The organism is Streptomyces sp. JJ36, from assembly GCF_021696945.1.
Taxonomy (GTDB): Bacteria; Actinomycetota; Actinomycetes; order Streptomycetales; family Streptomycetaceae; genus Streptomyces.
In genome coordinates this window covers 1-25,995 of record NZ_JACYHE010000084.1, presented here as the reverse complement: position 1 = coordinate 25,995, position 25,995 = coordinate 1, and the positions used below count along the sequence as shown (strand labels likewise).

Here is a 25,995-nt window from a genome sequence, read left to right as displayed (position 1 = left end):
GGCGTGGCCCCAGCCGCCGCCCAGCCGGGAGGCACAGAAGGCGTCCGCGGCAGCGAGCGCCACCGGAGGGCAGCGGTGAGCGGGGAGCGGGCGCCCGCGGTGGCCCTGCGGGCGCCCCGCGGTGGGCCTCCGCCCGGCGAGGCCGCGACCCGGGTCACCGAGGAGATCCTGCACGACACCCTGCACGGCTCGTCCCGGGGTGTGGTGGTGGATTCCCCGCCGGGTGCGGGCAAGTCGACGCTGGTGGTGCGGGCCGCCCGGGAGCTGGCCGCCGCGGGGCGCCGGCTGATGGTGGTCGCGCAGACCAACGCGCAGGTGGACGACCTGGTCGACCGGCTGGCCCGGGAGGACCCGGAGCTGCCGGTGGGCCGGCTGCACAGCAGTGAGCCGGACCCGTACGACCGGGTGCTGGACGACCATCCCGCGGTCCGCACCGCGCCGAGGATCGACGCGCTCGACGGGCTGGACGTGGTCGTCTCGACGGCCGCCAAGTGGGCCTGGGTGAAGACGGACACGCCGTGGGAGCACGCCATCGTCGACGAGGCGTACCAGATGCGCTCGGACGCGCTGCTGGCGGTGGCGGGGCTGTTCGAGCGGGCGCTCTTCGTGGGGGATCCCGGGCAGCTCGACCCGTTCAGCCAGGTGGGTGCGGAGCAGTGGGCCGGGCTGGCCTACGACCCGGCGGCCAGCGCCGTGACCACGCTGCTGGCGCACAACCCCGACCTGCCGCAGCACCGGCTGCCGGTGTCCTGGCGGCTGCCCGCCTCCGCCGCGCCGCTGGTCTCGGCGGCCTTCTATCCGTACACCCCCTTCCGCAGCGGCACCGAGGAGGGGGAGCGCACCCTCGCCTTCACCGGGGCGCCGGACGGCTCCGCCGCGGACCGGGTGATCGACGAGGCGGCGGTCGCGGGCTGGGGTCTGCTGGAGCTGCCGCCCCGGCACACGCCGCGTACCGATCCGGAGGCGGTGGCGGCCGTCGCCCGGGTGGTGCGGCGGTTGCTGTACCGCGAGGGCCGGACCACCGGCGAGCGCGCGGCGGCGCCGGCGCCGCTCTCCGCGGACCGGATCGCGGTGGGCACCGCGCACCGGGATCAGGCGGCCGCCGTCCGGGCGGCGCTGGCGGACCGCGGGGTGACGGGCGTCGTGGTGGACACGGCGAACCGGCTCCAGGGCCGGGAGTTCGATGTGACGGTGGTGCTGCACCCGCTCTCCGGCCGCCCGGACGCGACGGCCTTCCATCTGGAGACCGGCAGGCTGTGCGTGCTGGCCTCGCGCCACCGGCACGCCTGCATCGTGGTGTGCCGGGCCGGGGTGCCGGAGCTGCTGGACGAGCACCCGTCGACGGAGCCGGTGCAGCTCGGGGTGACGGTGAAGTTCCCGGACGGCTGGGAGGCCCACCAGGCGGTGCTCGCACATCTCGCCCGGCACACCGTACGGGCCTGAGCGGCACGCGGGCAGTGGGTCCGGGCGGTGTCCGCGCGAGGCGTGCTTGCGCGAGGCGGGAGAATGGTGGGCGGTAAACGATACGGAGGTCTTCCTATGCCCGAGCCGCATGCGGCTCCCGACCCGCGCGACGCCGGCCCCGGTGGCGGCGGCCCCCGCTTCCGGCGGCCCGCGCCGCTGCTGTTCGAGCCGGCGGAGACCACCGGGGACGAGGAGCACTTCTTCGACCTGGAATCGCTGGAGGACCCGCGCGAGCTGCTGGACCGTTCCACGGAGCTGACCCTCGCCTTCCGGGCCGCGGCCGACCGCGCGATGGAGTTCCAGGCCATGGCCGCCGCCCAGCTCGCCGATCCGCGGCGGTTCGACCGGCTGTCCGAGGACGCCGTGGCGGAGCGGGCGGAGTGGACGGTGGACTACGCCAGACGGATGATCGACTTCGGCCGGGAGCTGCTGGCGGAGCGCACCCCCGAGTGAGGCCCCCGGGGCGTCGTCGGGGACTGCTTTCCCGCGCGGCGTTCCCGTGCGCGGTCCCCGCACGCCGTTTCCCGTACGGCGTGAGCGCCGTACGGGCGCGTCCGGGCTCCCGGTCGCCTTCCGGAAGCGGACGGTAGCGGACGGCGACCGGCCGTGCACGGGTTTCCCGGTATTCGCCGGGCGGGCGGCCGGCCGGCGCTAGGTGTAGGAGGCATGAGCATTCCTCCCGACACGGCCCCGGCCGCGGCCGTCACCCCGGCCGGGGCCGACTGGCTCGCCTCCGCCTCCCGCTTCCCGCGCAGCGTCCACGCGCTGTGGGAGCTACGGCCGGCCGCGCCCAGCGTGCTGCCGTGCGGCACCGCGTTCGACGTGGTGAGCGCGGCGCCGGTGCCGGGGCGCCGCGTCCTGGAGCGGCTCTGGGCGTCGGGGCCCGGCAGCGGGCCGGTGGCCGTGCACCGGGACCGGCTGCTGCTCTTCGCGGCTCCGGGCACGGCCGACCGGTTGCCGGCGCTGCTCGACTGGCAGGAATGGCGTGGCCCGCGCGCGGGCCGCCCGGGAGCCTGTGCCGCGCGTGCAGAAACGATCCCTCCCCTGCTCTGCCACGGCGGCGGCGAGGCGGTGACCGTCCCGCCGCTGCGGCCGGACCCCGCCGTGGCGCGCCTGTCCCGGTGGCTGGTCGCCCCGGACGTGCGGCACCCCCGGCTGCCCGGGGCGGACAGCCTGCTGTGGGCCTGCGTCCGCGCCTTCCGGGAGCCTCCGCCGGGCGGCGGCCGCTCCGCCGCAGGTCGCGGGGGTGGCGGGCACGGGAAATCGAATTTCGCCTTCGCCGGATCGCCTGCTAAGGTCTACCACGTCAGCAGGCGCCGCTAGCTCAGTTGGTTAGAGCAGCTGACTCTTAATCAGCGGGTCCGGGGTTCGAGTCCCTGGCGGCGCACAGACAGGCGAAGGCCCCTCGCTCCGGCGGGGGGCCTTCGGCGTGCCCACGCCACGAGCGCGCTCACTCCAGCGCCTCCGGGCCTCGGGTGACGCGGACCTGCCACCCGCCGTCCCCGGGGCCACCCTCGCCGATCCGTATCCGTATGCCCCCGCCGTCCTCCGTGACATAGGTCTCCCCCTCCCGCAGCGGCGCGTCCGCGAGCGGCGGGTAGACCGAGCGGCGCAGGCAGTCGCTGGTGCGCGGGTGCCCGTCCAGCACCTCGACCGGGCCGTCGGCCGAGGCGGTGTCCGAGCGCACCCGGTAGAGGAGGACGCCGCCGGTGCACACCCCGGCGTCGTTCCCGGCGGGCGCCCGGCCCTCCAGCGCGAGCGCCTCGTACGGACCGGTCCGCAGGACCAGCAGCCGGGTGTCGCGGCGGCCGGGTTCCAGCGGCGCGCCGAGCGCGCGCAGGGCGTAGCGGGTGGTGCCGGACTCCCCCGCCACGCAGGCCACGTTCCAGCGGTCGAGCCAGCCGAGCTTCCACTTGTGCCAGCCGAAGAGGTCCGGCGCCAGCCCGAACTGGCTGCCCATGACGTCCCAGTCCCCCACATGGGTGTCCCAGTCCCCCTTGCCCTCACCCGGCCGGTGGTAGAGATCGGGCAGGTCGAACACGTGCCCGGTCTCGTGTGCGAGCACATAGCGGTCGGGCGGATGCTGCTCGAAAACGGTGACCACCCGGTGCACGGCCGCTCCGTCCAGGACCATCGGCTCGTCGAAGTTGACCACCTTGGTGGCGTCGGAGTTCACCCCCGGGGCGTCCGGGTCGGCAACCAGGTAGTAGACGTCGTAGTCCGCGAAGTCCACCCGGCGGTCGGCGGCGGCGAGCGCGTCCTGGAGGAAGGCGGTGCGCAGCCCCGGGTCCCAGTCGCGCTGTATGCCGTACGCGGTGGAGGCGGCCGGCATCTCCAGCCACTCCCGCAGGGGGTGCACCCGCAGCCGGAACCGGTCGTAGGAGGCACGGGCGAAGAAGTCCGAGGTGGCCGGGAAGTGGTCGGCGACCAGCGCGGACGGGGAGACGAAGGGCTTCCAGTCGGGGAAGGAGAGGAAGACCATCAGGGCGTCCAGTTCGCGCTCCGGACGCACGTAGTCGTCGTTCCAGGTGTCGACGCCCTCGGAGTGGTGGGCGTCGGTGCGCGGCAGGAGACACTCGGCCGCGCCGGTCACCGCGGTGGCCGGGCCGGCCACCAGCCCGGTGCCGATGATCGCGCTCATCGAGGTCATGATCGCCGAGGTCCGGCGCAGCGGATGGCGCCCCACCTGTCGCGCTTGTCTCAGCGATCGTGCCATGCATCGACCTCATCGGGTGAGTTACACGGACTGCTCCAGAATGACCGCTTTTGTCGCCCGCTGCCGCCACGCGCTACTCCAGTCGGGTCACCTGCCCGCTGATGACTCACGGTGACATCCGGTCCGGGCGCGATCAGGCGGTCGCCACCGTTGTGCAGAAACGGTCACGCACGCACGCGCGCACCCGCGGACACTCCGGCGCGCCTCCAGCGCACCGGCTCCGATGCTGGCCCGACCGCACGAACAGCCTCTATGATCGGCACATTTCCAGCGCGGACCCCGCCTCCAGGTGGCCGAACCCTCCGGAGCCCGGCCACCCGACCGGTCCGCACGCGACAAGCCCCCGCGGGAGCCACCGGTGAACGGACCCTTCGACGGACCGGGCGCAGCATCCGGGAAGACCTCGACCACACCCCCGCAGACCCTCACGGACGGTGACCATGCGTCCGAACGGGAGAGCGACTTCCGCGCCGCCTTCAACGCCGCGCAGCTCGCCATGGCGGTGGTGGACGGGGAGGGCCGCGTCCGTACGGCCAACCGCGCGCTCGGCGCCCTGCTGGGCACCGACCCGGCCGCCCTGGTCTCCGCGCCGATCGCCGACCTCGCGGGCCTCGCCCTCGACGGCCGTACCCGCACCGCCTACCACGAGGCGCTGCGCGGCCGGACCGACCGGATGTCCTGCACCCGGCGGCTGAAACACGCCGACGGGCACGGGATCTGGGCGGAGATCACCGTGACGCCGACAGCGCCGGGGGCCGACCCCGCGGCCGGTGAGGCACTGCTGACGGTCGTGGACATCAGCGAGCGGCGGGCCCTGCAGAAGCGGCTGCGGCACCTCCAGATGCACGACCCGGTCACCCGGCTGCCCAACCGCACCCTCTTCTTCGAACGGCTCTCCTCCGCCCTCACCGAGTCCGCCACCGGCCGGATCGGGCTCTGCTACCTCGACCTCGACGGCTTCAAGGCGGTCAACGACACCATGGGGCACCGGGTCGGCGACCGGCTGCTGGACGCGGTGGCGCGCCGCCTCGCACACTGCGCCGAGGAGGGCGGGCACCTGGTCGCACGGCTCGGCGGGGACGAGTTCGCCCTGCTGGTGGAGAGCTCCACGGGCACCGACCAGCTCACCCGGCTGGCGCAGGCGCTGCTGCGGGAGGTCCAGCGGCCGTTCGAGCTGGCGGGCCAGCGGCTCGCCGTCTCGGCCAGCATCGGCGTGGTCGAACGGGAGACCGCCGGCACCAGCGCCACCGGCCTGATGCAGGCCGCGGACACCACGCTCTACTGGGCCAAAGCGGACGGCAAGGCCCGCTGGACCCTCTTCGACCCGGAGCGCAACGCCCACCGGGTCACCCGCCAGGCGCTCTCCAGCACCCTCCGGCCGGCCCTGGAACGCGGGGAGTTCGCGCTGGAGTACCAGCCGATCGTCGGGTTCGACGACGACCGGATGCGGGGGGCGGAGGCGCTGGTGCGCTGGCGCCACCCGCAGTTCGGCACCCTCTCCCCGGACCGCTTCATCGGCCTCGCCGAGGAGAACGGCGCGATCGTGCCGCTGGGCCGCTGGGTGCTCGCCGAATCGTGCCGCCAGGCCCGCCGCTGGCTGGCCGAGCGCCCGGACAGACCCGTCTTCGTCAGCGTCAACGTGGCGGTCCGCCAGGTCTGGGACTCCGACCTGGTGGCCGACGTGGAGCACATCCTGGAGCAGACCGGGCTGCCCTCCGGGCTCCTCCAGCTCGAACTGACGGAGTCGGCGGTGATGGGCTCGGCCGGCCGCCCGCTCCAGGCCCTGCAGGCGCTCAGCGATATGGGCGTCCGGATCGCCATCGACGACTTCGGCACCGGCTACTCCAACCTCGCCTACCTCAGCCGGCTCCCGGTGCGGGCGCTGAAGCTGGACGGCACCTTCGTCCGCGGCTTCCGCACCGCGCGGCACCAGAACCCGGCGGACGAGACCATCGTCACCGCCCTCGTCCAGCTCGCCCACAAGCTCGGCCTGACCGTCACCGCCGAGTGTGTCGAGGGGCACGCCCAGGCCGAGCGGCTGCGACGCATCGGCTGCGACGCCGGACAGGGCTGGTACTACGCACGCCCGATGGCCCCCGAACGCATCGCCGCGTTGCTCTGACGTCCGGCAGCGACCGGGCCGGGCCGCCGCCCGCCCGGACCGCGTCCCGGTGGGTCACAGCTGCGGGAGGTCGTAGGCGTCGGCGATCAGGGTCAGGCTGCGGAGGCGGGCCTGCGGGGTGTGCGCGTTGGCGGTGAGCATCAGCTCGTCCGCGCCGGTGCGCTTGACGAGCGCGTCCAGCCCGTCCCGTACGGCCCCGGGCGTGCCGTGCACGACGTTGCGCAGCCAGCCGTCGACGAACTCCCGTTCCGCCGCGTGGAACGGGTGGTTCTCCGCTTCCTCCGGCGTGGGCACCAGGCCCGGGCGCCCGGTGCGCAGCCGCAGCATCGCCAGCGCGCCGGTGAGCACCTGCCGCCGGGCCTCCGCCTCGTCGTCCGCGGCGAGCGCGGAGACGCCGATCAGCGCATACGGCTCGGAGAGCACCGCGGAGGGCCGGAAGGACTCGCGGTAGAGGTCGAGGGCGGGCAGGGTGTTGGCCGCCGAGAAGTGATGGGCGAAGGCGAAGGGGAGCCCGAGGGAACCCGCCAGCCGGGCGCTGAAACCGGAGGAGCCGAGCAGCCACACCGGCGGCCGCCCGCCGTCGCCGCCCTGCACCGGGCCGGGCACGGCGTGGATGCGGGCGTACCGGTGGCCGTCCGGGAAGTCGTCGTCCAGGAACCGCACCAGCTCCGCGAGCTGCTGCGGGAAGGTGTCCGCCCCCTCGTGGAGGTCGTCCGTACGGCGCAGCGCGGCGGCCGTCGCCCCGTCGGTGCCGGGCGCCCGGCCGAGGCCGAGGTCGATCCGGCCCGGCGCCAGGGCCTCCAGGGTGCCGAACTGCTCGGCGATCACCAGCGGCGCGTGGTTGGGCAGCATCACGCCACCCGAGCCGAGCCGTATCCGCTCGGTGCGGGCGGCGAGGTGGGCCAGGATCACGGCGGGCGAACTACTGGCGACCCCGGGCATGGAGTGGTGCTCGGCCACCCAGTGGCGGGTGAGGCCGCGCTGTTCGGCGAGCCGGACGAGCCGCACGGAGGTGCGCAGCGCCTCGGCCGCGGTGTGGCCCACCCCCACCGTGGCCAGGTCGAGCACGGAGAGCGGGACGGGCGCGCTGCCCCGGGCCTCGCCGCGTATGTCGTCGGTGCGCTCCTCGGCCATGCTCGGGCCACCCTCCTGCTCGCGTGCGCCGGTCACGCCAGGGGGCAACCGGTCGCGGCCGGGCGGCATTCCCGGTGGCCGGTCCCGGACCGCCGGGTGCGGCGTGCGTCACGCCCGGCGGGCACCGCGCGGGCCCGCCGGCGCCGCTCGGGCCCGCGGCACGCCGTCGCACGCCGGCCGTCGTGCCGGGGCCGCCCCGCCGGCGCGGGGGCGGGCCCCGGAGGGCGCCGACGGCGCGGCGCCCTCAGGAGAAGAGCCGTCCCAGGGACGGGCAGCGCACCGGGGTGTCCAGCAGTCGCAGGCCCTCCCGCACCGTCACCTGGTTGGCGGTCAGCACCGGCTTGCCCAGGTCCTCCTCGATCTCGGGGATCCAGGCGGCGGTGTGCAGTGCCGTGTCCGGCAGCAGCACGGCCTGCGCCTCCGGGTGGTCACCGCCGCGGGCGAGGGCCAGCACCTCCTCGCGCCCCCAGGTGCCGACCTCGGCGGCGGTGATGATCCCGCTGCCGCGCATGGCGACCACCTCGGCACCGGCCGACTTGAGGAAGCCGGTGAACAGCTCGGCGACGTCCTCCGGGTAGGTCGCGGCGAGCGCCACCCGCTCGACGCCCAGCTCCCGGACCGCGTGGGCGAAGGCGAAGGAGGTGCTGGAGGCGGGGAGCCCCGCGGTGCGGGAGAGCTCGTTCACCTGCTCCCGCGCGCCCTCCCAGCCGAAGACGAAGCTGGCGCTGGTGCAGGCCCAGACGACCGCCTCCGCGCCGCGGTCCTTCGCCTCCGCGACCCTGGCGGCCAGCCGGGCGGCGGAGCCCATCTCCAGCAGGGCGTCGACCCGGTGGGCGTCCTCCCCGATGTCGGTGTGCACCAGCGGCAGCCGGACGTCGCTGCCCGCCTCGCGGAGGAGGCCCTCGATCCGCGGGTAGTCGTCCTCCGCCGAGTAGCCGGGGTAGAGGAACCCCACCGCCTTCGCCATCCGCCTCTCCTTGCTCTCGCAGTGTTCTCCCGGGCGTTCTCCCGAGGTGGTCTTTCCGGTGGTCTTCCGGTGAGTGTCCGGGCCGGTGGTCTTCCGGTGAGTGTCCGGGAGCGCACCCGGACCGGAGGCGCCCGGATGCGGTGCCGTGGCGTTTCCCGGTCGTGTGCCACGGGCCCCGCCACCGGCGGTGCGCTCACCCGGGCGGGTGAGCGCGGATCAGGCGGGCGGCTGCCCGCCCCACTCGTCGTGGGGTGCGGGCCCCGGCGCCTCGAGTCCGTCCAGCGGCTCCGGGCTCTCGGCGCCCGCACCGGCCAGCGCGGCCTCCGGCTCGGCCGGGCCCACGGGGCCGGCCACGGGCTCGGTGTCCTGCTCGGGCTCGGCCAGGCCGCTCTCGTGCGACCCCAGCGGTTCCGGCGGCGACGGGGTCATCGCCGCCGGGCCGCGTCGCGCCACCGGATCGAGCAGCGCCTGGTAGGAGCCGACGGCCTCCTTGCCGACGCGGCGCAGCGCGGCCCACATGGTGACCTGGTTCGCCGAGAGGACCGGCATCCGCAGCTCCGCCTCGAGCTGCGGGATCACGTCGTAGGTGGGCAGGTTGGTGCAACTGATGAAGAGCGCGTCCGGGGCGTCCACCACCGCCTCGCGGGCCATGTCCACCACGTCCCGGTACGGCACCCGCCAGATCTCCCGGGTCAGTCCGAGATAGCTGCGTCCGGTGACCGCGACCCCGCCCTCGGCCAGGTACTCCTCCAGGGAGTCGGTCACCGACTTGGTGTACGGCGTGACGACGGCGACCCGGCGCACGTCGAGCTCCCGCAGGGCGTCCAGCACCGCGCCCGAGGTGGTGAGCGCGGGGGTCTCGCCCGCGTGTTCCATGGCTGCGCTCATCGCCCGCTCGCCGGCGATGCCGCCGACGAAGCTGCCCGAGGTGCAGGCGTACGCCACGACCTCCGGCCGCACCGCGGTCAGTGCCTGTACGGCCTCGCGCAGCGTCTCGTGCTCGCTGACGAGGCGGGCCAGGTCGAGGCTGACCTCGACGGGGACGAAGGGAGTGCGGGTCAGATGCAGGGACACATCGTCCGGCACCCAGCGCCACAGCTCGCGATCGAGCGCGAAATCGAACGGCGCGACGATTCCGACGCCGCGTTGCGGCTGCGGTCCACCGAGGAACGAGACATCCATTGCGAACCCCAAAAGAGACGAAGGGGTGGCCAGGGGCCAGAAAGAAAAGAAAAACCGGCCGAGCCGGGACGCCGGGACAGATGCCTTCATTGACGAAGGTAAGGCGCCCTCCCTACCGTGGTCAATCCTCGCATCTCTCCCGCTTACCGGTGCTTCCGCACCAGTCCAGCCCACCCTCGTTTCGAAACGGTTTCCCGCCCATGTCCGAAACCCGTGTCGTCGTCCTGGACGCCGATCCCCTGCCCCGGCTCGACCGGCTGGAGGGCCGTGCCCGCGTGCTGCACGCGGATGAGAAGTCCCTGGCAGACCGGCTCCCGGAGGCGGACGTGCTGCTCGTGTGGGACTTCCTCTCCGACGCCGTGCGGGAGGCCTGGCCGGGGCCCGGCCCCCGCCCGCGCTGGGTGCACACCCCCAGCGCGGGCGTCGACCGGCTGCTGCCGGAGCTCGCGGACTCGGACGTGATCATCACGAATGCCCGCGGGGTGTTCGACCAGCCGATCGCCGAATACGTCGCCGGACTGGTGCTGGCCATGGCCAAGGATTTCCACGGGAGCTGGGAATTGCAGCGGCAACGCCGGTGGCGGCACCGCGAGACAATCCGGGTCGGGGGGAGCCGGGCACTGGTGGTCGGATCCGGCCCGATCGGCCGGAAAATCGGCCGCACCCTCCAGGCACTCGGTGTCACCGTGGACCTGGTGGGGCGTACGGAGCGTCCCGAGGACCCGGACTTCGGACGGGTGCACGGCACCGGCTCGCTCAACACCCTGCTCGGTACGGCCGATTGGGTGGTGTGCGTGGCCCCGCTGACCGAGGAGTCGCGTGGCATGTTCGACGCGGGGGCGTTCGCACGCATGAAGCCGGAGGCCCGTTTCCTCAACGTCGGGCGCGGTCAGCACGTGGTGGAGGAGGACCTGGTGGACGCGCTGCTGCGGCACCGGATCGCCGGGGCGGCCCTGGACGTCTTCCACACCGAGCCGCTGCCCGCCTCCAGCCGGCTCTGGGACGTACCGGGACTGCTGGTCTCCCCGCACATGAGCGGCGACACGGTCGGCTGGCGGGACGATCTCGCGGAGCAGTTTCTCGACAACTTCGACCGCTGGTACGCGGGGAAACCCCTGCGGAACGTCGTCGACAAGCGGCTCGGCTACGTGCCGGGCGCCTGACCACCGGCCCGGGTCCGGCATCCGCACGGCCCCGCCCGTCACCCGAGGAGGATGCGTTGTCGTTTTCGCCGTCACCCCCGTCGTCCCCGCCGTCGCCGCCGTCACCCTCGGAGCTCGCCACGCTGACCGCGGCCCGGCTGGTCGCGGGGTACGCCGCCGGGGACTTCTCCCCCGTCGAGGTGACCCGGGCCGCGCTGGACTGCGCGGAGGCCGCCCAGAAGCGGGTCAACGCCTTCGTACGGATCGGCGCGGACGCCGCCCTGGAGTCCGCCCGGGCCAGCGAGGACCGCTGGCGGCGCGGCGAGCCCGCCGGGCTGCTGGACGGGGTGCCGGTGACGGTGAAGGACATCCTGCTCCAGCGCGGCACCCCCACCCTGCGCGGCTCCTGGTCGGTGGCCGAGGACGGGCAGCCGTGGGACGAGGACGCCCCCTCGGTGGCCCGGCTGCGCGAGCACGGTGCGGTCTTCCTGGCCCGTACCACCACCCCGGAGTTCGGCTGGAAGGGGGTGACCGACAGCCCCCGGCACGGCGCCACCGCGAACCCCTACGACCCGGAACGCACCGCCGGCGGCTCCAGCGGCGGCAGCGCGGCCGCGGTGGCGCTGGGCGCCGGGCCGCTGAGCCTGGGCACCGACGCGGGCGGCTCGGTCCGGATCCCCGCCTCGTTCAGCGGGATCTTCGCGCTGAAGGCCACCTACGGCCGGGTGCCCATGTACCCGGCCAGCGCCTTCGGGACCCTCGCCCACGTCGGACCGATGACCCGGGACGCGGCGGACGCCGCCCTGCTGATGGACGTGATCAGCACGCCGGACGCCCGCGACTGGTCCCATCTCGGCCCGCCGCCGGGCGCCTTCCGGGACGGGCTCTCCGGCGGCGTCTCCGGACTGCGCGTCGCCTTCTCGCCCTCCTTCGGCGGCCAGGTCGAGGTGGCCCCGGAGGTCGCCGCGGCGGTGCGCCGGGCGGTGGACCGGCTGGCGGAGCTCGGCGCCCGGGTGGAGGAGGCCGACCCCGCCTTCCGGGACCCGGTGGAGGCCTTCCACACCCTGTGGTTCACCGGTGCCGCCCGCACCGTGCAGCACTTCTCCGAGGAGCAGCGGGCCGCGCTGGACCCGGGGCTGCGGGAGGTCAGCGAGCAGGGGGCGCGGATGAGCGCGCTGGACTACCTCGCGGCGGTCGACGAGCGGATGGCGCTGGGCCGGCTGATGGGCGTCTTCCACGAGACCTACGACCTGCTGGTGACGCCGACGCTGCCGCTCACCGCCTTCGCCAACGGCGTCGAGGTGCCGCCGGGCTCCCCGAGCCCGCGCTGGACCTCCTGGACGCCCTTCACCTATCCCTTCAACCTCACCCAGCAGCCCGCGTGCTCGCTGCCCTGCGGCACGGACGGGGACGGCATGCCCATCGGGCTGCAGATCGTGGCCGCGCGGCACGCGGACGCGCTGGTGCTGCGGGCGGCGCACGCGCTGTACGAGGCGGGGGTGCCGTCCGCGGTCCCGCCCCCGCCGCGGTAGCGCCTCCGGCGCGGCGCCCGCGCGGACCCGTGGCCCGGGCCGACGGGCGGTACACGCCGCGGCCCGTGCCGGGCCGTCCCGCCGCCCCGGCCCCGGCCCGCCGGGGCGGACGACCGGGGACGGCCCGGCACGCGGGCCGTCCCGGCAACCGGGGCCCCGGACGGGGATCCGTCCGGGCGGCGTCCGGGCGACCGGGCCCCGGCGCGCGGCCGGGACCGGGCGTCAGGCGCGGCGGAAGTTCAGGGTCTCCCCCACCGCCCCGGTGCGCCACAGGTCCTGGCAGGCCTCGGCCATCCGGTCGAGGCCGTCCACCACCGCGCCCCAGACGATGCCCGGCACCCAGCCGGCGTCGCCGTTGATCAGCAGGTTGTTCCGCTCGTAGAAGAGCGCCAGGTCCACCACCGTCGCCCGGCCCTGGTGCACGGCCGTGGTGCCCTGCTGCTCCGCCGCCGCCTCGTAACCGTAGGACTTGGTGCCCAACTGGGTCTGGGTGAAGGTGAAGTAGCAGAGGTCGCCGGGGATGGGGGTGATGGTGGGGTTCTCCAGCGGCGGCTCCTCCGGGGCGAAGGGCGCGAGCAGGGCGTAGATCTCGTTGCGCGCGTACTTGGCGTGGTAGACGTCGCCGCCGAGCGGCAGGGCGTTCCACACCGCCTCGCACGTGACCGGCGCCCGGTCGTCCAGCAGCTTCGCGGTGCAGCTCGCCCCTCGCTTGTCCAGCGACACTTCGATGAAGCGGTCCGGCATCCTGCCTCCCGTCACGGATGGTGCGGGCCGTCGGACTCCTCGCCGTGTCGGCCCGGGAACTTCGCAGTACGTGTCAATACTGGCGCAACGGTCAACCCCGCAACGGACACATCAAGGGCTGGAAACGATCTGCATGGTTTTCGTCAGCATGGGTAGCCGCGCGCCCATGGCTCCACCACTTAGGGCGAGTACGCCATTCAACGGAAGAAGGATCGGCCGCCGCTCACTGCTTGCAGGGGCGGCGGCTCTGGGTGCGGCCGGGCTTGCCGGGTGCAGCCGGGCTCCCGAAGAGGGGAAGGTGGAAGGGGGAAACCTGCTGGAACGCCTGCGCGACCGGGGCGTGGTGAGACTCGGCATCGCCAACGAGAAGCCGTATGCCTATGTCGACAAGAACGGCGAGGCGACGGGCGAGGCACCGGCCATCGCGAAGTACATCTTCAAGAAGCTGGGGGTCCCCGAGACCAAGGCCGTGCCCGTCGAGTTCAGCGCCCTGATCCCCGGGCTCAAGGCGCAGCAGTTCGACACCGTGGCCGCCGGCATGTACATCAACCCGACCCGCTGTGAGCAGGTGCTCTTCGCGGACCCCGAATACATCATGCTCGACTCCTTCATCGTGGAGCGGGGCAATCCCCAGGGGATCAAGAGCTACCAGGACATCGCCGAGCAGGGCCTGAAGCTCGCCACCGGCGAGGCCTACGCCGAGATCGACTACGCGCTGGCGAACGGTGTGAAGGACGCCAACCTGCTCATCCTCCCGGACCCGGTGGCGGGTCTGAACGCGGTCAAGACCGGCCGGGTCGCCGCGTTCGCGGGCACCAACATCACGATCACCAACGCGGTCGAGGGCTCCGGGCAGGTGGAGGCCACCGAGGCGTTCCAGCCGTACGTCGACGGGGAGCCCGTCTACGGAGCCGGCGGCTTCGCCTTCGAGCTCTCCGAGAAGAACCTGCGGGACGCCTTCAACAAGGAGCTGCACAAGCTCAAGGAGAACGGCTACAAGAAGCTTCTGGAGCTGGTGAGCCCCTTCGGCTTCGGAGAGGCCGAGATGACGGACCTGACCGCGAAGGAGCTGTGCTCCGGATGATGACCTCAGGCATGTTCACCTCCTGGTTCCTGCCGGGCATCTGGATCACCATCCAGGTCCTGGTGTACAGCGCCGCGCTGGCCGCGGTGGTCTCGTTCGTGGTGGGTGTCCTGCGCACCTCGAACGTGTGGCTGGTGCGGTTCCTGGCGGGCGTCTACTTCGAGTTGTTCCGCGGCACCTCGGCGCTGGTGCTGATGTTCTTCATGGTGTTCAGCGTCCCGGTGCTGCTGGGCTGGCAGCTCGTCCCGATGTGGGCCGGCGTCAGCGCGCTCGGCCTGACGTACGGGGCGTACGGCTCCGAGGTGGTACGCGGCGCGCTGGCGGCCGTGGCACCGGCGCAGCGCGAGGCGGGGATCGCGCTGAGCTTCACCAAGATGCAGCGGCTGCGCCGCATCGAGCTGCCGCAGGCGTGGCCCGAGATGGTGCCGCCGTTCAACAACCTGCTGATCGAGCTGCTCAAGGGCACGGCGCTGGTCTCCACCATCACCGTGGCCGACATGCTCTTCGCGGCCAACCTCGTCCGCGACGTACAGAAGGACAGCGCTCCCATCTACACGCTCGTCCTGGTGATCTACTTCGTCATCGCCTTCCTCCTCACCCGGGGGATGCGGGCCGTCGAGCGCCAGGCGAAGGCCCGCATCGGCCAGAAGCCCGAGAAGAAGCCGGGGCTGCTCACCCGGAAGCTCAGCGCCCGGGGTGAGAGCACACAGGCAGCGAGCCAGAGCGCGGGAGGCGTGGGATGAACGGCTGGAACTGGAGTGTCGTCGAGGACTTCATGCCACGGTTCTGGGACGGGGTGCTGGTCACCCTCCAGGCCCTGGCCCTGGGCTCACTGATCGCCTTCGCGCTCGGCCTGGTGTGGGCGCTCGCGCAGCGCTCGGACAAGATCTGGATCAGCTGGCCGGTGACGGCCGTGACGGAGTTCATCCGGAACACGCCGCTGCTGGTGCAGCTCTTCTTCCTGTTCTACGTGGTGCCCACGTTCGGGCCGGCGATGTCGCCGCTGACGACCGGCATCATCGGCCTCGGCCTGCACTACTCGACGTACACCGCCGAGGTGTACCGCGCCGGCATCAACGGCGTGCCGGTCGGTCAGTGGGAGGCGGCCACCGCGCTGAGTCTGCCGAAGACCCGGACCTGGACCTCGGTGATCCTGCCGCAGGCCATCCGCAGGGTCGTGCCGGCGCTGGGCAACTACGTCATCTCCATGCTGAAGGACTCGCCGATGATCGCCATCATCGGCGCCTTCGAGATGTTCGGCGAGGCCCGGTCCTTCAGCAACGAGACCTTCACCCAGGAGGCCATCCTCGTCGTCGGCGTCGCGTTCATCCTCATCGCGTACCCGGCATCCGTTCTTCTCCGAGCCCTGGAGCGTCGCCTTGTCCGCTGACAACACCACCCCCAACGAGACCACGAACCCGGCCGTCGACGGCAGCGAGCTCATCCGCTTCGACAACGTGACGAAGCGCTTCGGCAGCAACGTCGTCCTGGACCACCTGGACTTCACCGTCTCCTCCGGGAAGCACGTCACCCTGATCGGCCCGTCCGGATCCGGCAAGACCACGATCCTGCGGCTGCTGATGACCCTGCTGAAGCCCGACGAGGGCACCATCAGGGTCGCGGGCGACTACCTCACGCACGAGGAGCGGAACGGGAAGCTGGTTCCGGCCGGCGAGAAGCACGTCCGCGAGGTGCGCAAGAAGATCGGCATGGTCTTCCAGCAGTTCAACCTCTTCCCCAACATGAAGGTGTTGCGGAACATCACCGAGGCGCCGGTGCACGTCCTCGGCATGTCCAAGGACGAGGCGGAGCACCGGGCGACCGAGCTGCTGGAGCTGGTCGGGCTCACCGAGCACATCGACAAGTACCCCAGCCAGCTCTCCGGTGGGCAGCAGCAGCGGGTGGCCATCGCCCGGGCGCTGGCCATGCGGCCGCAGGTGCTGCTGCTGGACGAGGTCACCTCGGCGCTCGACCCGGAGCTGGTGGCCGGTGTGCTGGACGTCCTGCGGGACATCGCGCACACCACCGACATCACCATGCTGGTGGTCACCCACGAGATGAACTTCGCCCGGGACATCTCGGACGACGTGCTGATGTTCGACGCGGGCCGGGTGATCGAGTCGGGTGCCCCGGAGAAGATCTTCTCCGACCCCGAGCACGAGCGGACCCGCGAGTTCCTGAGCGCGGTGCTCTGACCTCCGCGGCCGGGCACGGCCCCGGCCCGTCCGGCCTCCCGGGCCCGGCGCACTCCGCCGGGCCCGGGCCCGTTCCGCCGGAGGCATATGCCGAAAGCAGCAACCACTCTCTGCGGACGGGCCGTTGGCCGTTATCGTGAGGACGACGACGTGACTCACCGTTCCGGTCGCACTGCGGACGGTCGCACACCCTTAAGGGGGACACTGTGGCGCTCCGGCCCGAACCCACCGCGCCCTTCCACTCGGTCCAGTACGCGCTGCGCGTGCTGGAGTCCGTCGCACGGCACCGGGACGGCGTCGGCTCCGCGCGACTCGCTCAGGAGACCGGGCTGCCGCCCGGCCCTCTCGCCCACCTGCTGCTGATGCTCCGCCGGGAGGGCTACCTGGAGCAGGTCGAGGACGACGTCTATGTCGTCGGCGAGGCGCTGGTCCTGCTCGGCTCGGGAGGCGACCGGCAGCGCGCCCTGCGGGAGCGGCTGGACCGTACGCTCTCCGAACTCCGCGACACCCTGGGGGCCGCGGTCTACCTCAGCCGCTACCAGGACGGAGAGCTGGAGGTCGTGCAGTACGCCGACGGCCCGGACACCCCGGTGGTCAACCAGTGGGTGGACTTCCGCTCCGCGGTGCACGCCACGGCCATCGGCAAGTGCCTGCTGGGCCAGCTCGACCACGACGGGCGGCGCGACCACCTGGCCCGGCACAAGACCGCGCGGCTCACCTCGCGCACCATCACCGACGAGCGCATCCTGCTGAACGCGCTGGACCGGCAGCCGCCGACGGTGCCGGTACTGGACCTCCAGGAGTACGCGGTGGGCACGGTGTGTGCGGCCGTGCCGGTCACCGCCGGCTCCTCGGTCGGGTGCCTGGCGCTCTCCCTGCCGGTCGAGCACGCGCACCGGCTGCGCAGCGCGGCCGAGGGGCTGAACCGGCGGGCCGCTCCGGTGATGCTCTCGCTGTCGCTCTAGGGGGCGTGCCCGGCGGTCCGTGGGCCCTGGATACCGGCTCCGGCTGCACGGCGGCCTGAGCGGGGCACGCACGGCCCGGTTCCCGGCAGACCGGACGGTGGTCACGAGCACCCCCGGGGAGCAGGTAGTATGGTCGTCGTCGACGGGCGCCGCTAGCTCAGTTGGTTAGAGCAGCTGACTCTTAATCAGCGGGTCCGGGGTTCGAGTCCCTGGCGGCGTACAAGACGACTGTGGGGCCCCTCGCTCAGGCGAGGGGCCCCACGGTGTTTCCTCGCCGGTCTTCCCGCACCGGCCGGTTGCCGCCGACCGGGTCAGGCCGCGGGCGTCAGCTCGGCCTTGCCGAAGAGCAGGGCGAATCCGGCGGGCAGCTCCGCCAGCAGGCGCCGGGTGAGCTCCTCCCCGGCGGCCTCGGCCACCACGCAGAGCACGGAGCTCACGTCCCAGCGCGCGGTGGCCGGAGTGGCGTCGTCCAGCCGCGTCGCCACGCTGTCGACGAACCGGGAGGCCGTCAGCGTCCGGGTGGCCGGGACCTGGCCCACCAGCACCTCGGCGGCTTCCACCGGCAGCCGGGCGGCGAGATCCACCCGCTCCGGGCCGGTGACCTGCCCGCCGAGCGCGGACAGGACCGTGCGGCTCACCCGGACCGCCTCAGCCTCCGTCGGGTACTGGCCCAGCTCGCGCACGCGGCTCACGAACTCGTTCCAGTGCATGACAGCGGTGACTCCTCTTCGCACACGGGGCCCGCCCCCGGTGGCGCCGGGGGCGGACCCGTCGGACGGATGATGACGGGATCGGTGTCGGGGACGGGGGCGGCGGGTGTGGAGAACGGGCCGGTCAGCCCGCGATCTCCTTCCTGCCGCCGCCACCGCTGATCTGGATCTTCCGCGGCTTCGCCTGCTCGGCGACCGGGATGCGCAGCGTGAGGACGCCCGCGTCGTACGAGGCGTCGATCCGCTCGGCGTCCAGGGTGTCACCGAGGAAGAGCTGCCGGCTGAAGCGGCCGGTGGGGCGCTCGGCCATGAGCCGCTCGGCGTTCTCCGGGCCCGGCCAGGCCCGCTCGGCCTGCACCGTCAGCACGTTCCGCTCGACGTCCAGGTCGATGCTCTCCGGGTCGACACCGGGGAGGTCGAAGTGGACGACGAACTCGTCACCGGAGCGGTAGGCGTCCATCGGCATCCCCACCGGGCGCGTGGCGGTGCCGAAGAGCTGCTGGGTCAGGCGGTCGAAGTCCCGGAACGGGTCCGTTCGCATGAGCATCACGGTTCAACTCCTTCACTGCTCGAGGGTTCCTGCGACGCCCTCCGCTTTCTTATATACACCACGGGAATGAAAGTTGCCAAGCCTCGACTCAACCCCGGGGAAGCAGCTGGTCAGAGCAGGCGCACCGCGCTCGGCAGGCCAGGGGGGCGCGGCACGGCAGCCGCGGGCACGGCGGCGCACAGAGGGGCTACAGCCCGCGCACGGCAGACGTGCGGACGGCCTCCGGACGGCACACACGGGGCCGCCGGCGGGCGCAGCGGCCGGTCGCGGGAGACCCGGACCGTTCCCTCGTCCGTGTGCGTCCGATTGCCCGCCCCGCCCGGAACACCGGTACCGTGCCCGGCGTGTCCGGCAGGGCGGAGCGCCCGCCCGGCCGGGCGGAACACCGTGCAGAGGGAGGAAACCCACCGTGTCGCCCATCCCCGACCCCGCAGCGCACCTCGCCGGCCCGGCCGGCGCGCAGGTGCAGCTCGCCGAGAGCTGGCTCCGGGAGAACGCCTCCTGGGCCATCGGCGCCCCGGTCCGGATCCTGGTCATCGTGGTGGGTGCACTGATCGTCCGGGCGCTGGCCAAGCGGGCCGTCACCCGGCTGGTGAGCCGGGTGCTGCAGAACTCCGACGCGTCGGAGAGCCGCAGCCGCCGCGGCCCCGCGGTGCTCCAGCGCGGCAGCCGCGCCTCCGAGCGGCGCGAGCAGCGGGCCAGGACGATCGGGACGGTGCTCAGCAGCGTCGCCACCGTGGTGATCTTCGTGATGGCTCTCGCCATGGCCCTCGACGAGGTCGGCATCGCCCTCGGCCCGCTGCTGGCCGGGGCGGGCGTGGTCGGGCTGGCGATCGGCTTCGGCGCGCAGAGCCTGGTCGCCGACTACCTGGCCGGCCTGCTGATCATGTTCGAGGACCAGTACGGCGTCGGCGACGTGGTGGACCTCGGCGAGGCCGTCGGCGAGGTGGAGGACGTCGGGCTCCGGCTGACCCGGGTCCGCGACCTGTACGGCGGGCTGTGGTGCATCCGGAACGGCGAGATCCTCCGGGTGAAGAACGACAGCCAGGACTGGGCCCGTGCGGTGCTGGACGTCTCGGTCGCCTACGACGCGGACCTGGACGAGGTGTACCGGGTGCTGGAGGAGGCCGGCCGGGAGATGCGCGAGGACCCGGCCTTCCGCGACCTGCTGCTGGAGGAGCCCGCGGTCTGGGGCGTGCAGTCGCTGGACGCGGACGGCGTGCTGGTCCGGCTGGCGGTCAGGACCGTGCCGCTGGAGCAGTGGGGCGTCACGCGGGAGCTGCGGCAGCGGGTGAAGAAGGCCCTGGACCGGAACGGCATCGAGATCCCGTTCCCGCAGCGCACCCTCTGGGTCCGCGGCGAGGGGACGGCCTCGGTGCCGGGGCAGGCCGGACCGGCGTCCACCCCCATGGCCAAGGGCGCGCGGGAGGACTGAGCCGCCGGTACACCCCGGCGCCGCGCCCGTACGGCAGTGGTGCGGCCCGCCGGGGTGCGGCCCGCACCACGCGCGGGCCGTACCCGGGGCCCGTGCGCACGGGTGTGAGCCGGGGCATAGGCGACGAGCCGGGCATCTGGTAGACAGAAGGTTCGCACACCCGTACGCCCCCACGCAGCCCGGAGACGCCTTCCGATGGCCGAGCCCCCCGCCGACGCGCACATATCCCTGGACATCGACCTCACCGCGCACGAGAGCCGTCGCCGCGCGGAGGTGATGGCCGCGCTCGGCGACACCTGGGACCCGGTGGCCGCGCTGCGCGGCGAGGAGGAGGCGTACGACCTGCTCTACTCCGGCCTCGACGCCGAGCAGCAGCGCACCTACGAGATGCTGGTGGCCGCCGGAGTGCTGCCGGCCCGGGGGAACGGCCGTGCTGCCGATTGATCCCCAGGCCGACATCGGGCGCCGCGCCTGGGTGGACTGCCCCGCCTGCGCGGACAACCGGGACTGCGCCACCTGCTCGGGGCGCGGCACCTGCACCACGCACTGGCGCTATCTGCTCTCCCACACCGGCCGGGTGCTGCATCTGCAGTGCCCCTCCTGCACCCATGTCTGGGACCACGACACCGGGTTCGGCCACCGCTCCTGACCGGTGGGCGGTTCAGAGCCCGAAGAGCGCCGCCGCGTTCCCGTGGCACACCCGCCGCAGCCAGGCGTCGCCCAGCTCCAGCCGCTCCAGCGCGTGCAGCGCCTCGGGGTAGCCGTAGGGGATGTTGGGGAAGTCGGACCCGAAGAGGACGCGGTCCGCCGCCCCGGCGAGACGGGGCAGATCCCGGCGTGGGAAGGGCGCCTGCTCCTCGCTGAACCGGGTGAAGGCCATGGTGGTGTCGAGGTGCACCCGGGGGTACCGCTCGGCCAGCTCCAGGAAGGCGCCGTACTCCGGCATCCCGAGGTGGGCGACGACCAGCGGCAGCCGCGGGTGCCGGGCGAGCAACCGCCGCACCGGCTCGGGACCGGTGCAGGGACCGGGCACCGGCGCCGACCCGCAGTGCGTCACCACCGGCACCCCGGCCTCCGCCAGCAGCCCCCAGACCGGGTCCAGCAGCGGGTCGTTCGGGTCGTACGCGCCGACCTGGAAGTGCGCCTTGAAGACCCGGGCGCCGCGTTCGACGGCCACCGCGGTGTAGCGGGCGGCGTCCGGCTCCGGGTGGAAGGTGGCGGTGTGCAGGCAGTCCGGTGTACGGGCGGCGAAATCGGCGGACCAGTCGTTCAGCCACCGGGCCATGCCGGGTTTGTGCGGGTAGACCAGCGAGGTGAAGCGGCGCACCCCGAAGCGGCGCAGGGTGGCCAGCCGCTCCTCCTCGGCCGTGCGGTAGGCGATGGGCCAGGGGCGCGCGGTCAGCGGGCCGGCCCGGTCGAAGTAGGCCCACACCTTGGCGAGCACCCGGGCCGGCATGAAGTGGGTGTGCACGTCGATCAGCCCGGGCAGGCCGAGCGCCCGCCAGAAGGCGGTGACCTGCGCGGTCTCGTCGGGCACCGTCCCGTCCGCAGCGGTCGTGGTCCGGGTCACAGGGCGACCACGAGCTCCGCACACGCCCGCGACCCGCGCACCAGTGCGCCGTTGGGCAGGTCGTTCGTGCGGACCCGGGTCTGCGCCTCCTCCTCGCCGCAGCCGCTCGCGCGGTGCCGCTCCAGCAGCCGCCGCACCCGCACCTCCTCCGGCACGTCCACGTACCAGACCGCGTCCAGGTGCCGGCGCGCCTCGCGCCACCCGGGGAGGTCGCAGGCGAGGTAGTTCCCCTCGGCGATCACCAGACCGGCCTCCGGGGGGACGACATGGCGGGCGGCGACCGGGGCGTCGATCTCCCGGTCGTAGTCGGGGACGTAGACCGGGTGCGTACGCTCGTCCGCCAGCCGGGCCAGCAGGGCCGCCCAGCCGTGCACGTCGAAGGTGGGCGGCGCGCCCTTGCGGGCGAGCAGGCCGAGCCGTACGAGCTGCGGGTCGGAGAGGTGGAAGCCGTCCAGCGGCACATACGCCGCCCGGCCCGGCCCGTGACGCCCGGTCAGCCCGGTGACCAGCGCCCGGGCCAGGGTGGACTTGCCCGCTCCGGGCGGCCCGGCGATCCCCAGCACCGCGCGCGCCTTCCCACCCGCCCGCTCCCCCACCCGCCAGGCGGCGTCGAGCAGCTCCGCGAACCCCGGCTCGGAACGCCGCGGGTCGGCGGGGCCCGTACCGGCACCGGTCACCTCCGGCCCGGTGTCCGGCGCAGCGGCGACCCCGGAACACGGCCCGGCGGCGCGGGCACCGTCCGGTGCGCGGTCGTGCATGGCAAGCCCCCTCCGCTTCGGTGAGACACCCGGGACACCCCCATGATCCCCGCTCACCGGCGCGCGGGGAGAGCGGGTCCCCCGACGGCCCGCCCCCGGGGGCTCCGGAACGAGGGCGTCCGGCCCTGCGGCCCGGCGGAGCACCGGCCGCACGGCACCTCCGACACGCGTCACGCACCCTTTTACCCGGATCTGAGGTGTATGCGTTCCTTATCCTGATCGCCGGCGCTCGCCGACCGGCTCGAGCCCCGCGCCCGGACCACGCCAGACCGCACCTGGGGGACGTGAACGATGACCTACCGCCCGAGCCGCCGCACCCGCCGTCTCGCGATCGGGACCCTCGCCGCGCTCGTCCTCGCGGGCTTCAACGGGCCGGCGCTCTACGACTTCGCCTCGGAGCGCTACCACGACTACCGGATCAGCCGGCCAGGCTACCTGGCGGAGAACGGGCGCTGGCAGGTGGTGGACGTCCCCGAGCGCCACCGCATCAACACCATCCACGCGGCCCTGCTGCACACCGGCAAGGTGCTGCTGGTCGCCGGCTCCGGCAACGACGCCGCGATGTTCGACGCGGGCACCTTCCGTACCGTCCTGTGGGACCCCGTGCGGAACACCTTCCGGGACATCCCCACCCCCGCCGACCTCTTCTGCGCCGGGCACACCCAGCTCCCGGACGGGAAACTGCTGGTGGCCGGCGGCACCCAGCGCTACGAGACGCTGGAGGGCGACGTCGAGAAGGCCGGCGGCCTGATGATCGTCTACAACGAGAACCCGGACCGGGCCAAGACCCTGAAGAAGGGCACCCGCTTCACCGGCCGCCGGAACGGCAAGACCTTCGTCGCCCAGGCCCCGCTGCTGGTCCCGCGCGCGAAGAAGAAGACGGACCCGGACACCGGCGAGGTCACCGTCACGCCCGGCAGCGCCCGGGTCTACGTGGAGGCGCCGGAGAAGGGCCGCGCACACCAGACCGGCACCCAGGACCAGTACCGCATCCACGGTCTGCAGGGGAAGGAGCGGCAGAACGTCTACGGCATCGCCCAGAAGCTCTCCTTCGACAAGAAGGACTTCCAGGGCATCGACGACGCCTACGAGTTCGACCCGGTGGCCGAGCGCTACATCACCGTCGACCCCATGGGCGAGGCCCGCTGGTACCCGACGCTGACCACGCTGGAGGACGGCCGCGTCCTCTCGGTCTCCGGGCTGGACGAGATCGGCCAGGTGGTCCCCGGCAAGAACGAGGTCTACGACCCGGAGACCCAGTCGTGGGAGTACCTGCCGGACACCCGCTTCTTCCCCACCTACCCCGCCCTCTTCCTCGCCGGCGACGGAAAGATCTTCTACACCGGCTCCAACGCCGGCTACGGCCCGGCGGACAAGGGCCGCACCCCCGGCCTCTGGGACCTGGACACCAACCGCTTCACCGAGGTCCCCGGCATGAGCGACCCGGACATCCTGGAGACCTCGATGTCCGTACTGCTGCCGCCCGCCCAGGACCAGAAGTACCTGGTGCTCGGCGGGGGCGGCGTCGGCGAGAGCGCCGCGTCGACCGACCGCACCCGGCTCGTCGACCTGACGAAGGAGAACCCGCGCTTCCGCGACGGGCCGGACCTCTACGCGGACGTCCGCTACCCGACCAGCGTCATCCTGCCCGACGACACCGTGCTGACCACCAACGGCTCCGGCGACTACCGCGGCAAGGGAGCCAGCAACGTCCTGCGGGCCGCCCTCTACGACCCGCGGCGGAACGCCTTCCGCCGGGTCGCCGACCCGCTCGTCGGGCGCAACTACCACTCCGGCGGGCTGCTGCTCCCGGACGGCCGGGTGATGACCTTCGGCTCCGACTCGCTCTTCGCCGACAAGGCGAACACCACGCCCGGCGAGTTCGAGCAGCGCATCGAGATCTACACCCCGCCCTACCTCCACCAGGACGGCGAGCGGCCCACGCTGCGCGCCGCCGGCGGCGGCCGGCGCACCGTGGAGCTGGGCGACTCGGTCTCCTTCCGCACCCCGGACGCCGCCTCGATCGACCGGATGCGGCTCGTCCGGCCGGGCGCCTTCACCCACGTCACCAACGTCGAACAGCGCTCGGTGGCGCTGGACTTCACCAAGACCGGGAAGGGCGTGCGGATCACGCTGCCCGAGGACCCCTCACTGGTGCCGCCCGGCTGGTACATGGTCTTCGCCGTGGACGACCGCGGCGTCCCCTCGAAGGCACAGTGGGTACGGGTACCGGTGGACCCGTCGGCCGAGTCCCACCGCACGGTGCAGGAGTCGCCCCCCGTGGACGACTAGCCACGGCGCCGCACGTCCCTGGTCGAGTGCCGCTCGGGAGCACGCTCGCGTTCCCGCCCGAAGACGACGGCCCCGTCACAGGAACAGGAAGGAGAACCAGCCCAGCCAGGTCCCGCAGTGGTAGAACGCCCACAGCCCGTTGACGACGATGCACGCGACGGCCAGCGCCCGGCGTGGGGTGAGCGGGGCCGCCGCTCTGGCCTGCCGTATGCCGGTGAACAGGCCGAACAGGACGGACGCGTACATCGACCCGTAGCCCAGCAGCAGGGCGGCGACGACCGTTCCCGTCGTCGGGCGGCCGTCGGGCTGTCGGCCCTCCGACCGCCGACCAGCCTTCCGACGATGGCACCGTGCGCCCCCGAGCACAAGGAGTTCACGCGCCCTGGCCGGCGGGCGTCCGGTCGCTGCTCGGTGCCCGGTCAGAAGTCGGCGTTGCGGGCCAGGGTGAGGGCGTACTCGGGGTACCACTCCCCCGCCTCCGGGCCGCCCTTGCAGGGCCCGTCCGACTCGCCCGGCCGCTTGATCCAGAGGAAGGCGTCCACCAGCCGGCGGCCGGTGCGGGTCGTCGGGGGCTCGCCGAGGGCGCGCCCGGGCGGGTTGCACCAGGACTCCTCGGTGCGCCCGGCGGCCGGTCCGTTCCCGTTCCGGCTGGTGTCGACGACGAAGTGCTTCCCGCCGAGCATCGCCGACAGCTTGCGGCCGTACGCGATGTTCGACGCCGTGGTCTGGAAGTTCGAGACGTTGAGCGCGAAGCCGTCCGCCGCGCCGATCCCGGCCCGCCGCAGCGGCTCCACCAGCGCGCCCGGGTCACGCACCCAGTCCGGGTTGCCCGCATCCAGATAGACCCGGGTCCCGGGCAGTCCGGCGAGCCGGGTGACGGCCTCGTGCAGCAGCGTGTAGCGCTCCCCGTGCAGGTGCCGCGGCGTGCAGCCCTCCTGGAGCAGGTGCGGCAGGGCGTCCGGCTCCACCACGACCGTGGCCGCGCGGTCCCCGATGCCCCGGACCACAGCGTCCACCCAGGCGCGGTAGGCGTCCCCGTCGGGCGCGCCGCCCTGCGAGTACTGCCCGCAGTCGCGGTGCGGAAGGTTGTAGAGCACCAGCAGCGCCCTGCGGTCCGCCCGCTCGGCCGCCCGGGTGAGGCGTCGGGTCTCGGCCGCCGGGTCCTCCGGACCGATCCACTCGGCCACCGGCCGGCTCGCGATCTTCTCGATCAGCTCCGCCTCGGCGTCCCGGCCCGCGGCACGGTACTTCTCCGCCTGACGGGCCGCGCTGCCGTGGGGGTTCACCCAGTACGGGGAGTGCGCGCGGGCCCGGGCGGCGCCGTCCGTACGGCCGCCGGAGACGCCGGCGCCGTCGGCGGAGCAGCCGGCCAGCAGCAGCACCGTCCCGAGCGCGGCGGCGGCCCCCGCGCCCGGGCCGCCCTACGACGAGCC

Annotated in this window: 26 protein-coding genes and 2 tRNA genes; 17 read left to right on the top strand and 11 right to left on the bottom strand. The window is 73.5% G+C overall.

Going from position 1 to position 25,995, the window contains the following annotated elements; translation table 11 throughout:
- Window positions 1–105 precede the first annotated feature (105 nt).
- The 4 genes from HOY81_RS23645 (at window position 106) to HOY81_RS23630 (ending at window position 2,851) form a co-directional block, all read left to right on the top strand.
- Window positions 106–1,443, top strand: a complete 1,338-nt coding sequence (locus tag HOY81_RS23645; protein ID WP_237322711.1) for an AAA domain-containing protein — start codon at window positions 106–108, stop codon at window positions 1,441–1,443.
- Window positions 1,444–1,539: 96 nt separating this feature from the next.
- On the top strand, window positions 1,540–1,917 hold the full coding sequence (locus HOY81_RS23640; protein WP_237322707.1) for a hypothetical protein: 378 nt from the start codon (window positions 1,540–1,542) through the stop codon (window positions 1,915–1,917).
- A gap of 213 nt (window positions 1,918–2,130) precedes the next feature.
- A complete protein-coding gene (locus HOY81_RS23635) occupies window positions 2,131–2,787 on the top strand; it encodes a bifunctional DNA primase/polymerase (protein ID WP_237322706.1) in 657 nt (218 codons plus the stop codon).
- Window positions 2,778–2,851 (top strand) — tRNA-Lys (locus HOY81_RS23630). The genes HOY81_RS23635 and HOY81_RS23630 overlap by 10 nt, the downstream gene beginning before the upstream one ends.
- Before the next feature lie 63 nt (window positions 2,852–2,914).
- Here the strand turns inward: HOY81_RS23630 and HOY81_RS23625 are convergent.
- Window positions 2,915–4,180 carry a M6 family metalloprotease domain-containing protein gene (locus HOY81_RS23625; RefSeq protein WP_237322705.1) on the bottom strand — a complete coding sequence of 422 codons (1,266 nt, stop codon included), beginning with the start codon at window positions 4,178–4,180 and terminating at the stop codon, window positions 2,915–2,917.
- Between the two features lie 358 nt (window positions 4,181–4,538).
- On the opposite strand from HOY81_RS23625, the gene HOY81_RS23620 reads away from it, so the two are divergent.
- Window positions 4,539–6,302: an EAL domain-containing protein gene (locus HOY81_RS23620; protein ID WP_237322704.1), complete on the top strand. Its 1,764-nt coding sequence runs from the start codon at window positions 4,539–4,541 to the stop codon at window positions 6,300–6,302.
- A 54-nt stretch (window positions 6,303–6,356) separates the two neighbouring features.
- Here HOY81_RS23620 and HOY81_RS23615 read toward each other — a convergent pair whose 3' ends face one another.
- The 3 genes from HOY81_RS23615 to HOY81_RS23605 all read right to left on the bottom strand — a co-directional run bounded on the left by HOY81_RS23615 (window position 6,357) and on the right by HOY81_RS23605 (window position 9,585).
- A complete protein-coding gene (locus tag HOY81_RS23615; RefSeq protein ID WP_237322703.1) occupies window positions 6,357–7,436 on the bottom strand; it encodes an LLM class flavin-dependent oxidoreductase in 1,080 nt (359 codons plus the stop codon).
- Window positions 7,437–7,680: 244 nt separating this feature from the next.
- On the bottom strand, window positions 7,681–8,403 hold the full coding sequence (locus tag HOY81_RS23610) for a decarboxylase (RefSeq protein WP_237322702.1): 723 nt from the start codon (window positions 8,401–8,403) through the stop codon (window positions 7,681–7,683).
- Window positions 8,404–8,619: 216 nt separating this feature from the next.
- The gene (locus tag HOY81_RS23605; protein ID WP_237322701.1) at window positions 8,620–9,585 is read right to left on the bottom strand and encodes an aspartate/glutamate racemase family protein; all 966 of its coding nucleotides are present in this window, start codon (window positions 9,583–9,585) and stop codon (window positions 8,620–8,622) included.
- A gap of 200 nt (window positions 9,586–9,785) precedes the next feature.
- Here HOY81_RS23605 and HOY81_RS23600 point away from each other — a divergent pair, with 200 nt between their 5' ends.
- Both HOY81_RS23600 and HOY81_RS23595 read left to right on the top strand, forming a co-directional pair.
- Complete coding sequence (locus HOY81_RS23600) at window positions 9,786–10,748, top strand: D-2-hydroxyacid dehydrogenase (protein ID WP_237322700.1); 963 nt, start codon at window positions 9,786–9,788, stop codon at window positions 10,746–10,748.
- Window positions 10,749–10,804: 56 nt separating this feature from the next.
- Entirely contained in the window at window positions 10,805–12,259 is a 1,455-nt protein-coding gene (locus HOY81_RS23595) for an amidase (RefSeq protein WP_272893214.1), read from the top strand.
- Window positions 12,260–12,481: 222 nt separating this feature from the next.
- On the opposite strand, the gene HOY81_RS23590 is transcribed toward HOY81_RS23595, so the two are convergent.
- Window positions 12,482–13,003 carry a DUF3830 family protein gene (locus tag HOY81_RS23590; protein ID WP_237322699.1) on the bottom strand — a complete coding sequence of 174 codons (522 nt, stop codon included), beginning with the start codon at window positions 13,001–13,003 and terminating at the stop codon, window positions 12,482–12,484.
- Between the two features lie 166 nt (window positions 13,004–13,169).
- Here HOY81_RS23590 and ehuB point away from each other — a divergent pair, with 166 nt between their 5' ends.
- The 6 genes from ehuB (at window position 13,170) to HOY81_RS23560 (ending at window position 17,467) form a co-directional block, all read left to right on the top strand.
- Window positions 13,170–14,087 (top strand): ectoine/hydroxyectoine ABC transporter substrate-binding protein EhuB, encoded by a 918-nt coding sequence (ehuB, locus tag HOY81_RS23585; RefSeq protein ID WP_237322698.1) that lies wholly within the window; start codon window positions 13,170–13,172, stop codon window positions 14,085–14,087.
- Window positions 14,084–14,830 (top strand): ectoine/hydroxyectoine ABC transporter permease subunit EhuC, encoded by a 747-nt coding sequence (gene ehuC / locus HOY81_RS23580; protein ID WP_237322697.1) that lies wholly within the window; start codon window positions 14,084–14,086, stop codon window positions 14,828–14,830. Before ehuB ends, ehuC begins: the two co-directional genes overlap by 4 nt.
- Window positions 14,827–15,477, top strand: coding sequence for an ectoine/hydroxyectoine ABC transporter permease subunit EhuD (ehuD, locus tag HOY81_RS23575; RefSeq protein ID WP_237322696.1), 651 nt, complete (start codon window positions 14,827–14,829; stop codon window positions 15,475–15,477). Before ehuC ends, ehuD begins: the two co-directional genes overlap by 4 nt.
- Window positions 15,467–16,282 (top strand): ectoine/hydroxyectoine ABC transporter ATP-binding protein EhuA, encoded by an 816-nt coding sequence (gene ehuA, locus HOY81_RS23570; RefSeq protein WP_237322695.1) that lies wholly within the window; start codon window positions 15,467–15,469, stop codon window positions 16,280–16,282. The genes ehuD and ehuA overlap by 11 nt, the downstream gene beginning before the upstream one ends.
- Before the next feature lie 206 nt (window positions 16,283–16,488).
- Window positions 16,489–17,247, top strand: coding sequence for an IclR family transcriptional regulator (locus tag HOY81_RS23565; protein ID WP_237322694.1), 759 nt, complete (start codon window positions 16,489–16,491; stop codon window positions 17,245–17,247).
- Between the two features lie 146 nt (window positions 17,248–17,393).
- Window positions 17,394–17,467: transfer RNA gene (locus HOY81_RS23560), tRNA-Lys, on the top strand.
- 91 nt (window positions 17,468–17,558) lie between these two features.
- On the opposite strand, the gene HOY81_RS23555 is transcribed toward HOY81_RS23560, so the two are convergent.
- Together HOY81_RS23555 and HOY81_RS23550 are read right to left on the bottom strand one after the other, a co-directional pair.
- On the bottom strand, window positions 17,559–17,957 hold the full coding sequence (locus HOY81_RS23555; RefSeq protein WP_237322693.1) for a DUF2267 domain-containing protein: 399 nt from the start codon (window positions 17,955–17,957) through the stop codon (window positions 17,559–17,561).
- Window positions 17,958–18,081: 124 nt separating this feature from the next.
- On the bottom strand, window positions 18,082–18,504 hold the full coding sequence (locus HOY81_RS23550) for an Hsp20/alpha crystallin family protein (protein ID WP_237322692.1): 423 nt from the start codon (window positions 18,502–18,504) through the stop codon (window positions 18,082–18,084).
- Window positions 18,505–18,916: 412 nt separating this feature from the next.
- Between HOY81_RS23550 and HOY81_RS23545 the strand changes: the two genes are divergently transcribed.
- From HOY81_RS23545 to HOY81_RS23535, 3 genes are all read left to right on the top strand, one after another.
- Window positions 18,917–19,942 carry a mechanosensitive ion channel family protein gene (locus HOY81_RS23545; RefSeq protein WP_237322691.1) on the top strand — a complete coding sequence of 342 codons (1,026 nt, stop codon included), beginning with the start codon at window positions 18,917–18,919 and terminating at the stop codon, window positions 19,940–19,942.
- A 195-nt stretch (window positions 19,943–20,137) separates the two neighbouring features.
- Window positions 20,138–20,386 (top strand): DUF6400 family protein, encoded by a 249-nt coding sequence (locus HOY81_RS23540; protein ID WP_237322690.1) that lies wholly within the window; start codon window positions 20,138–20,140, stop codon window positions 20,384–20,386.
- Window positions 20,373–20,591, top strand: a complete 219-nt coding sequence (locus tag HOY81_RS23535) for a hypothetical protein (protein ID WP_237322689.1) — start codon at window positions 20,373–20,375, stop codon at window positions 20,589–20,591. The genes HOY81_RS23540 and HOY81_RS23535 overlap by 14 nt, the downstream gene beginning before the upstream one ends.
- A gap of 12 nt (window positions 20,592–20,603) precedes the next feature.
- Here the strand turns inward: HOY81_RS23535 and HOY81_RS23530 are convergent, their stop codons facing one another.
- Together HOY81_RS23530 and HOY81_RS23525 are read right to left on the bottom strand one after the other, a co-directional pair.
- Entirely contained in the window at window positions 20,604–21,479 is an 876-nt protein-coding gene (locus HOY81_RS23530; RefSeq protein ID WP_237322709.1) for an amidohydrolase family protein, read from the bottom strand.
- Window positions 21,480–21,508: 29 nt separating this feature from the next.
- Entirely contained in the window at window positions 21,509–22,270 is a 762-nt protein-coding gene (locus HOY81_RS23525) for a nucleoside/nucleotide kinase family protein (protein WP_237322688.1), read from the bottom strand.
- A gap of 291 nt (window positions 22,271–22,561) precedes the next feature.
- Between HOY81_RS23525 and HOY81_RS23520 the strand changes: the two genes are divergently transcribed.
- Window positions 22,562–24,562, top strand: a complete 2,001-nt coding sequence (locus HOY81_RS23520; RefSeq protein ID WP_237322687.1) for a kelch motif-containing protein — start codon at window positions 22,562–22,564, stop codon at window positions 24,560–24,562.
- 75 nt (window positions 24,563–24,637) lie between these two features.
- Here HOY81_RS23520 and HOY81_RS23515 read toward each other — a convergent pair whose 3' ends face one another.
- Together HOY81_RS23515 and HOY81_RS23510 are read right to left on the bottom strand one after the other, a co-directional pair.
- A complete protein-coding gene (locus tag HOY81_RS23515; protein ID WP_237322686.1) occupies window positions 24,638–24,808 on the bottom strand; it encodes a hypothetical protein in 171 nt (56 codons plus the stop codon).
- A 173-nt stretch (window positions 24,809–24,981) separates the two neighbouring features.
- Window positions 24,982–25,944 carry a glycoside hydrolase family 6 protein gene (locus HOY81_RS23510; protein WP_308341179.1) on the bottom strand — a complete coding sequence of 321 codons (963 nt, stop codon included), beginning with the start codon at window positions 25,942–25,944 and terminating at the stop codon, window positions 24,982–24,984.
- Window positions 25,945–25,995 lie beyond the last annotated feature (51 nt).

Coding starts and splice junctions, on each gene's coding strand:
- HOY81_RS23640 (WP_237322707.1), top strand. CDS start 1,540: ATGCCCGAGCCGCATGCGGCTCCCGACCCGCGCGACGCCGGCCCCGGT.
- HOY81_RS23635 (WP_237322706.1), top strand. CDS start 2,131: ATGAGCATTCCTCCCGACACGGCCCCGGCCGCGGCCGTCACCCCGGCC.
- HOY81_RS23625 (WP_237322705.1), bottom strand. CDS start 4,180: ATGGCACGATCGCTGAGACAAGCGCGACAGGTGGGGCGCCATCCGCTG.
- HOY81_RS23615 (WP_237322703.1), bottom strand. CDS start 7,436: ATGGCCGAGGAGCGCACCGACGACATACGCGGCGAGGCCCGGGGCAGC.
- HOY81_RS23610 (WP_237322702.1), bottom strand. CDS start 8,403: ATGGCGAAGGCGGTGGGGTTCCTCTACCCCGGCTACTCGGCGGAGGAC.
- HOY81_RS23605 (WP_237322701.1), bottom strand. CDS start 9,585: ATGGATGTCTCGTTCCTCGGTGGACCGCAGCCGCAACGCGGCGTCGGA.
- HOY81_RS23600 (WP_237322700.1), top strand. CDS start 9,786: ATGTCCGAAACCCGTGTCGTCGTCCTGGACGCCGATCCCCTGCCCCGG.
- HOY81_RS23590 (WP_237322699.1), bottom strand. CDS start 13,003: ATGCCGGACCGCTTCATCGAAGTGTCGCTGGACAAGCGAGGGGCGAGC.
- ehuB (WP_237322698.1), top strand. CDS start 13,170: ATGGCTCCACCACTTAGGGCGAGTACGCCATTCAACGGAAGAAGGATC.
- ehuC (WP_237322697.1), top strand. CDS start 14,084: ATGATGACCTCAGGCATGTTCACCTCCTGGTTCCTGCCGGGCATCTGG.
- ehuD (WP_237322696.1), top strand. CDS start 14,827: ATGAACGGCTGGAACTGGAGTGTCGTCGAGGACTTCATGCCACGGTTC.
- HOY81_RS23555 (WP_237322693.1), bottom strand. CDS start 17,957: ATGCACTGGAACGAGTTCGTGAGCCGCGTGCGCGAGCTGGGCCAGTAC.
- HOY81_RS23550 (WP_237322692.1), bottom strand. CDS start 18,504: ATGCTCATGCGAACGGACCCGTTCCGGGACTTCGACCGCCTGACCCAG.
- HOY81_RS23540 (WP_237322690.1), top strand. CDS start 20,138: ATGGCCGAGCCCCCCGCCGACGCGCACATATCCCTGGACATCGACCTC.
- HOY81_RS23525 (WP_237322688.1), bottom strand. CDS start 22,270: ATGCACGACCGCGCACCGGACGGTGCCCGCGCCGCCGGGCCGTGTTCC.
- HOY81_RS23520 (WP_237322687.1), top strand. CDS start 22,562: ATGACCTACCGCCCGAGCCGCCGCACCCGCCGTCTCGCGATCGGGACC.
- HOY81_RS23515 (WP_237322686.1), bottom strand. CDS start 24,808: ATGTACGCGTCCGTCCTGTTCGGCCTGTTCACCGGCATACGGCAGGCC.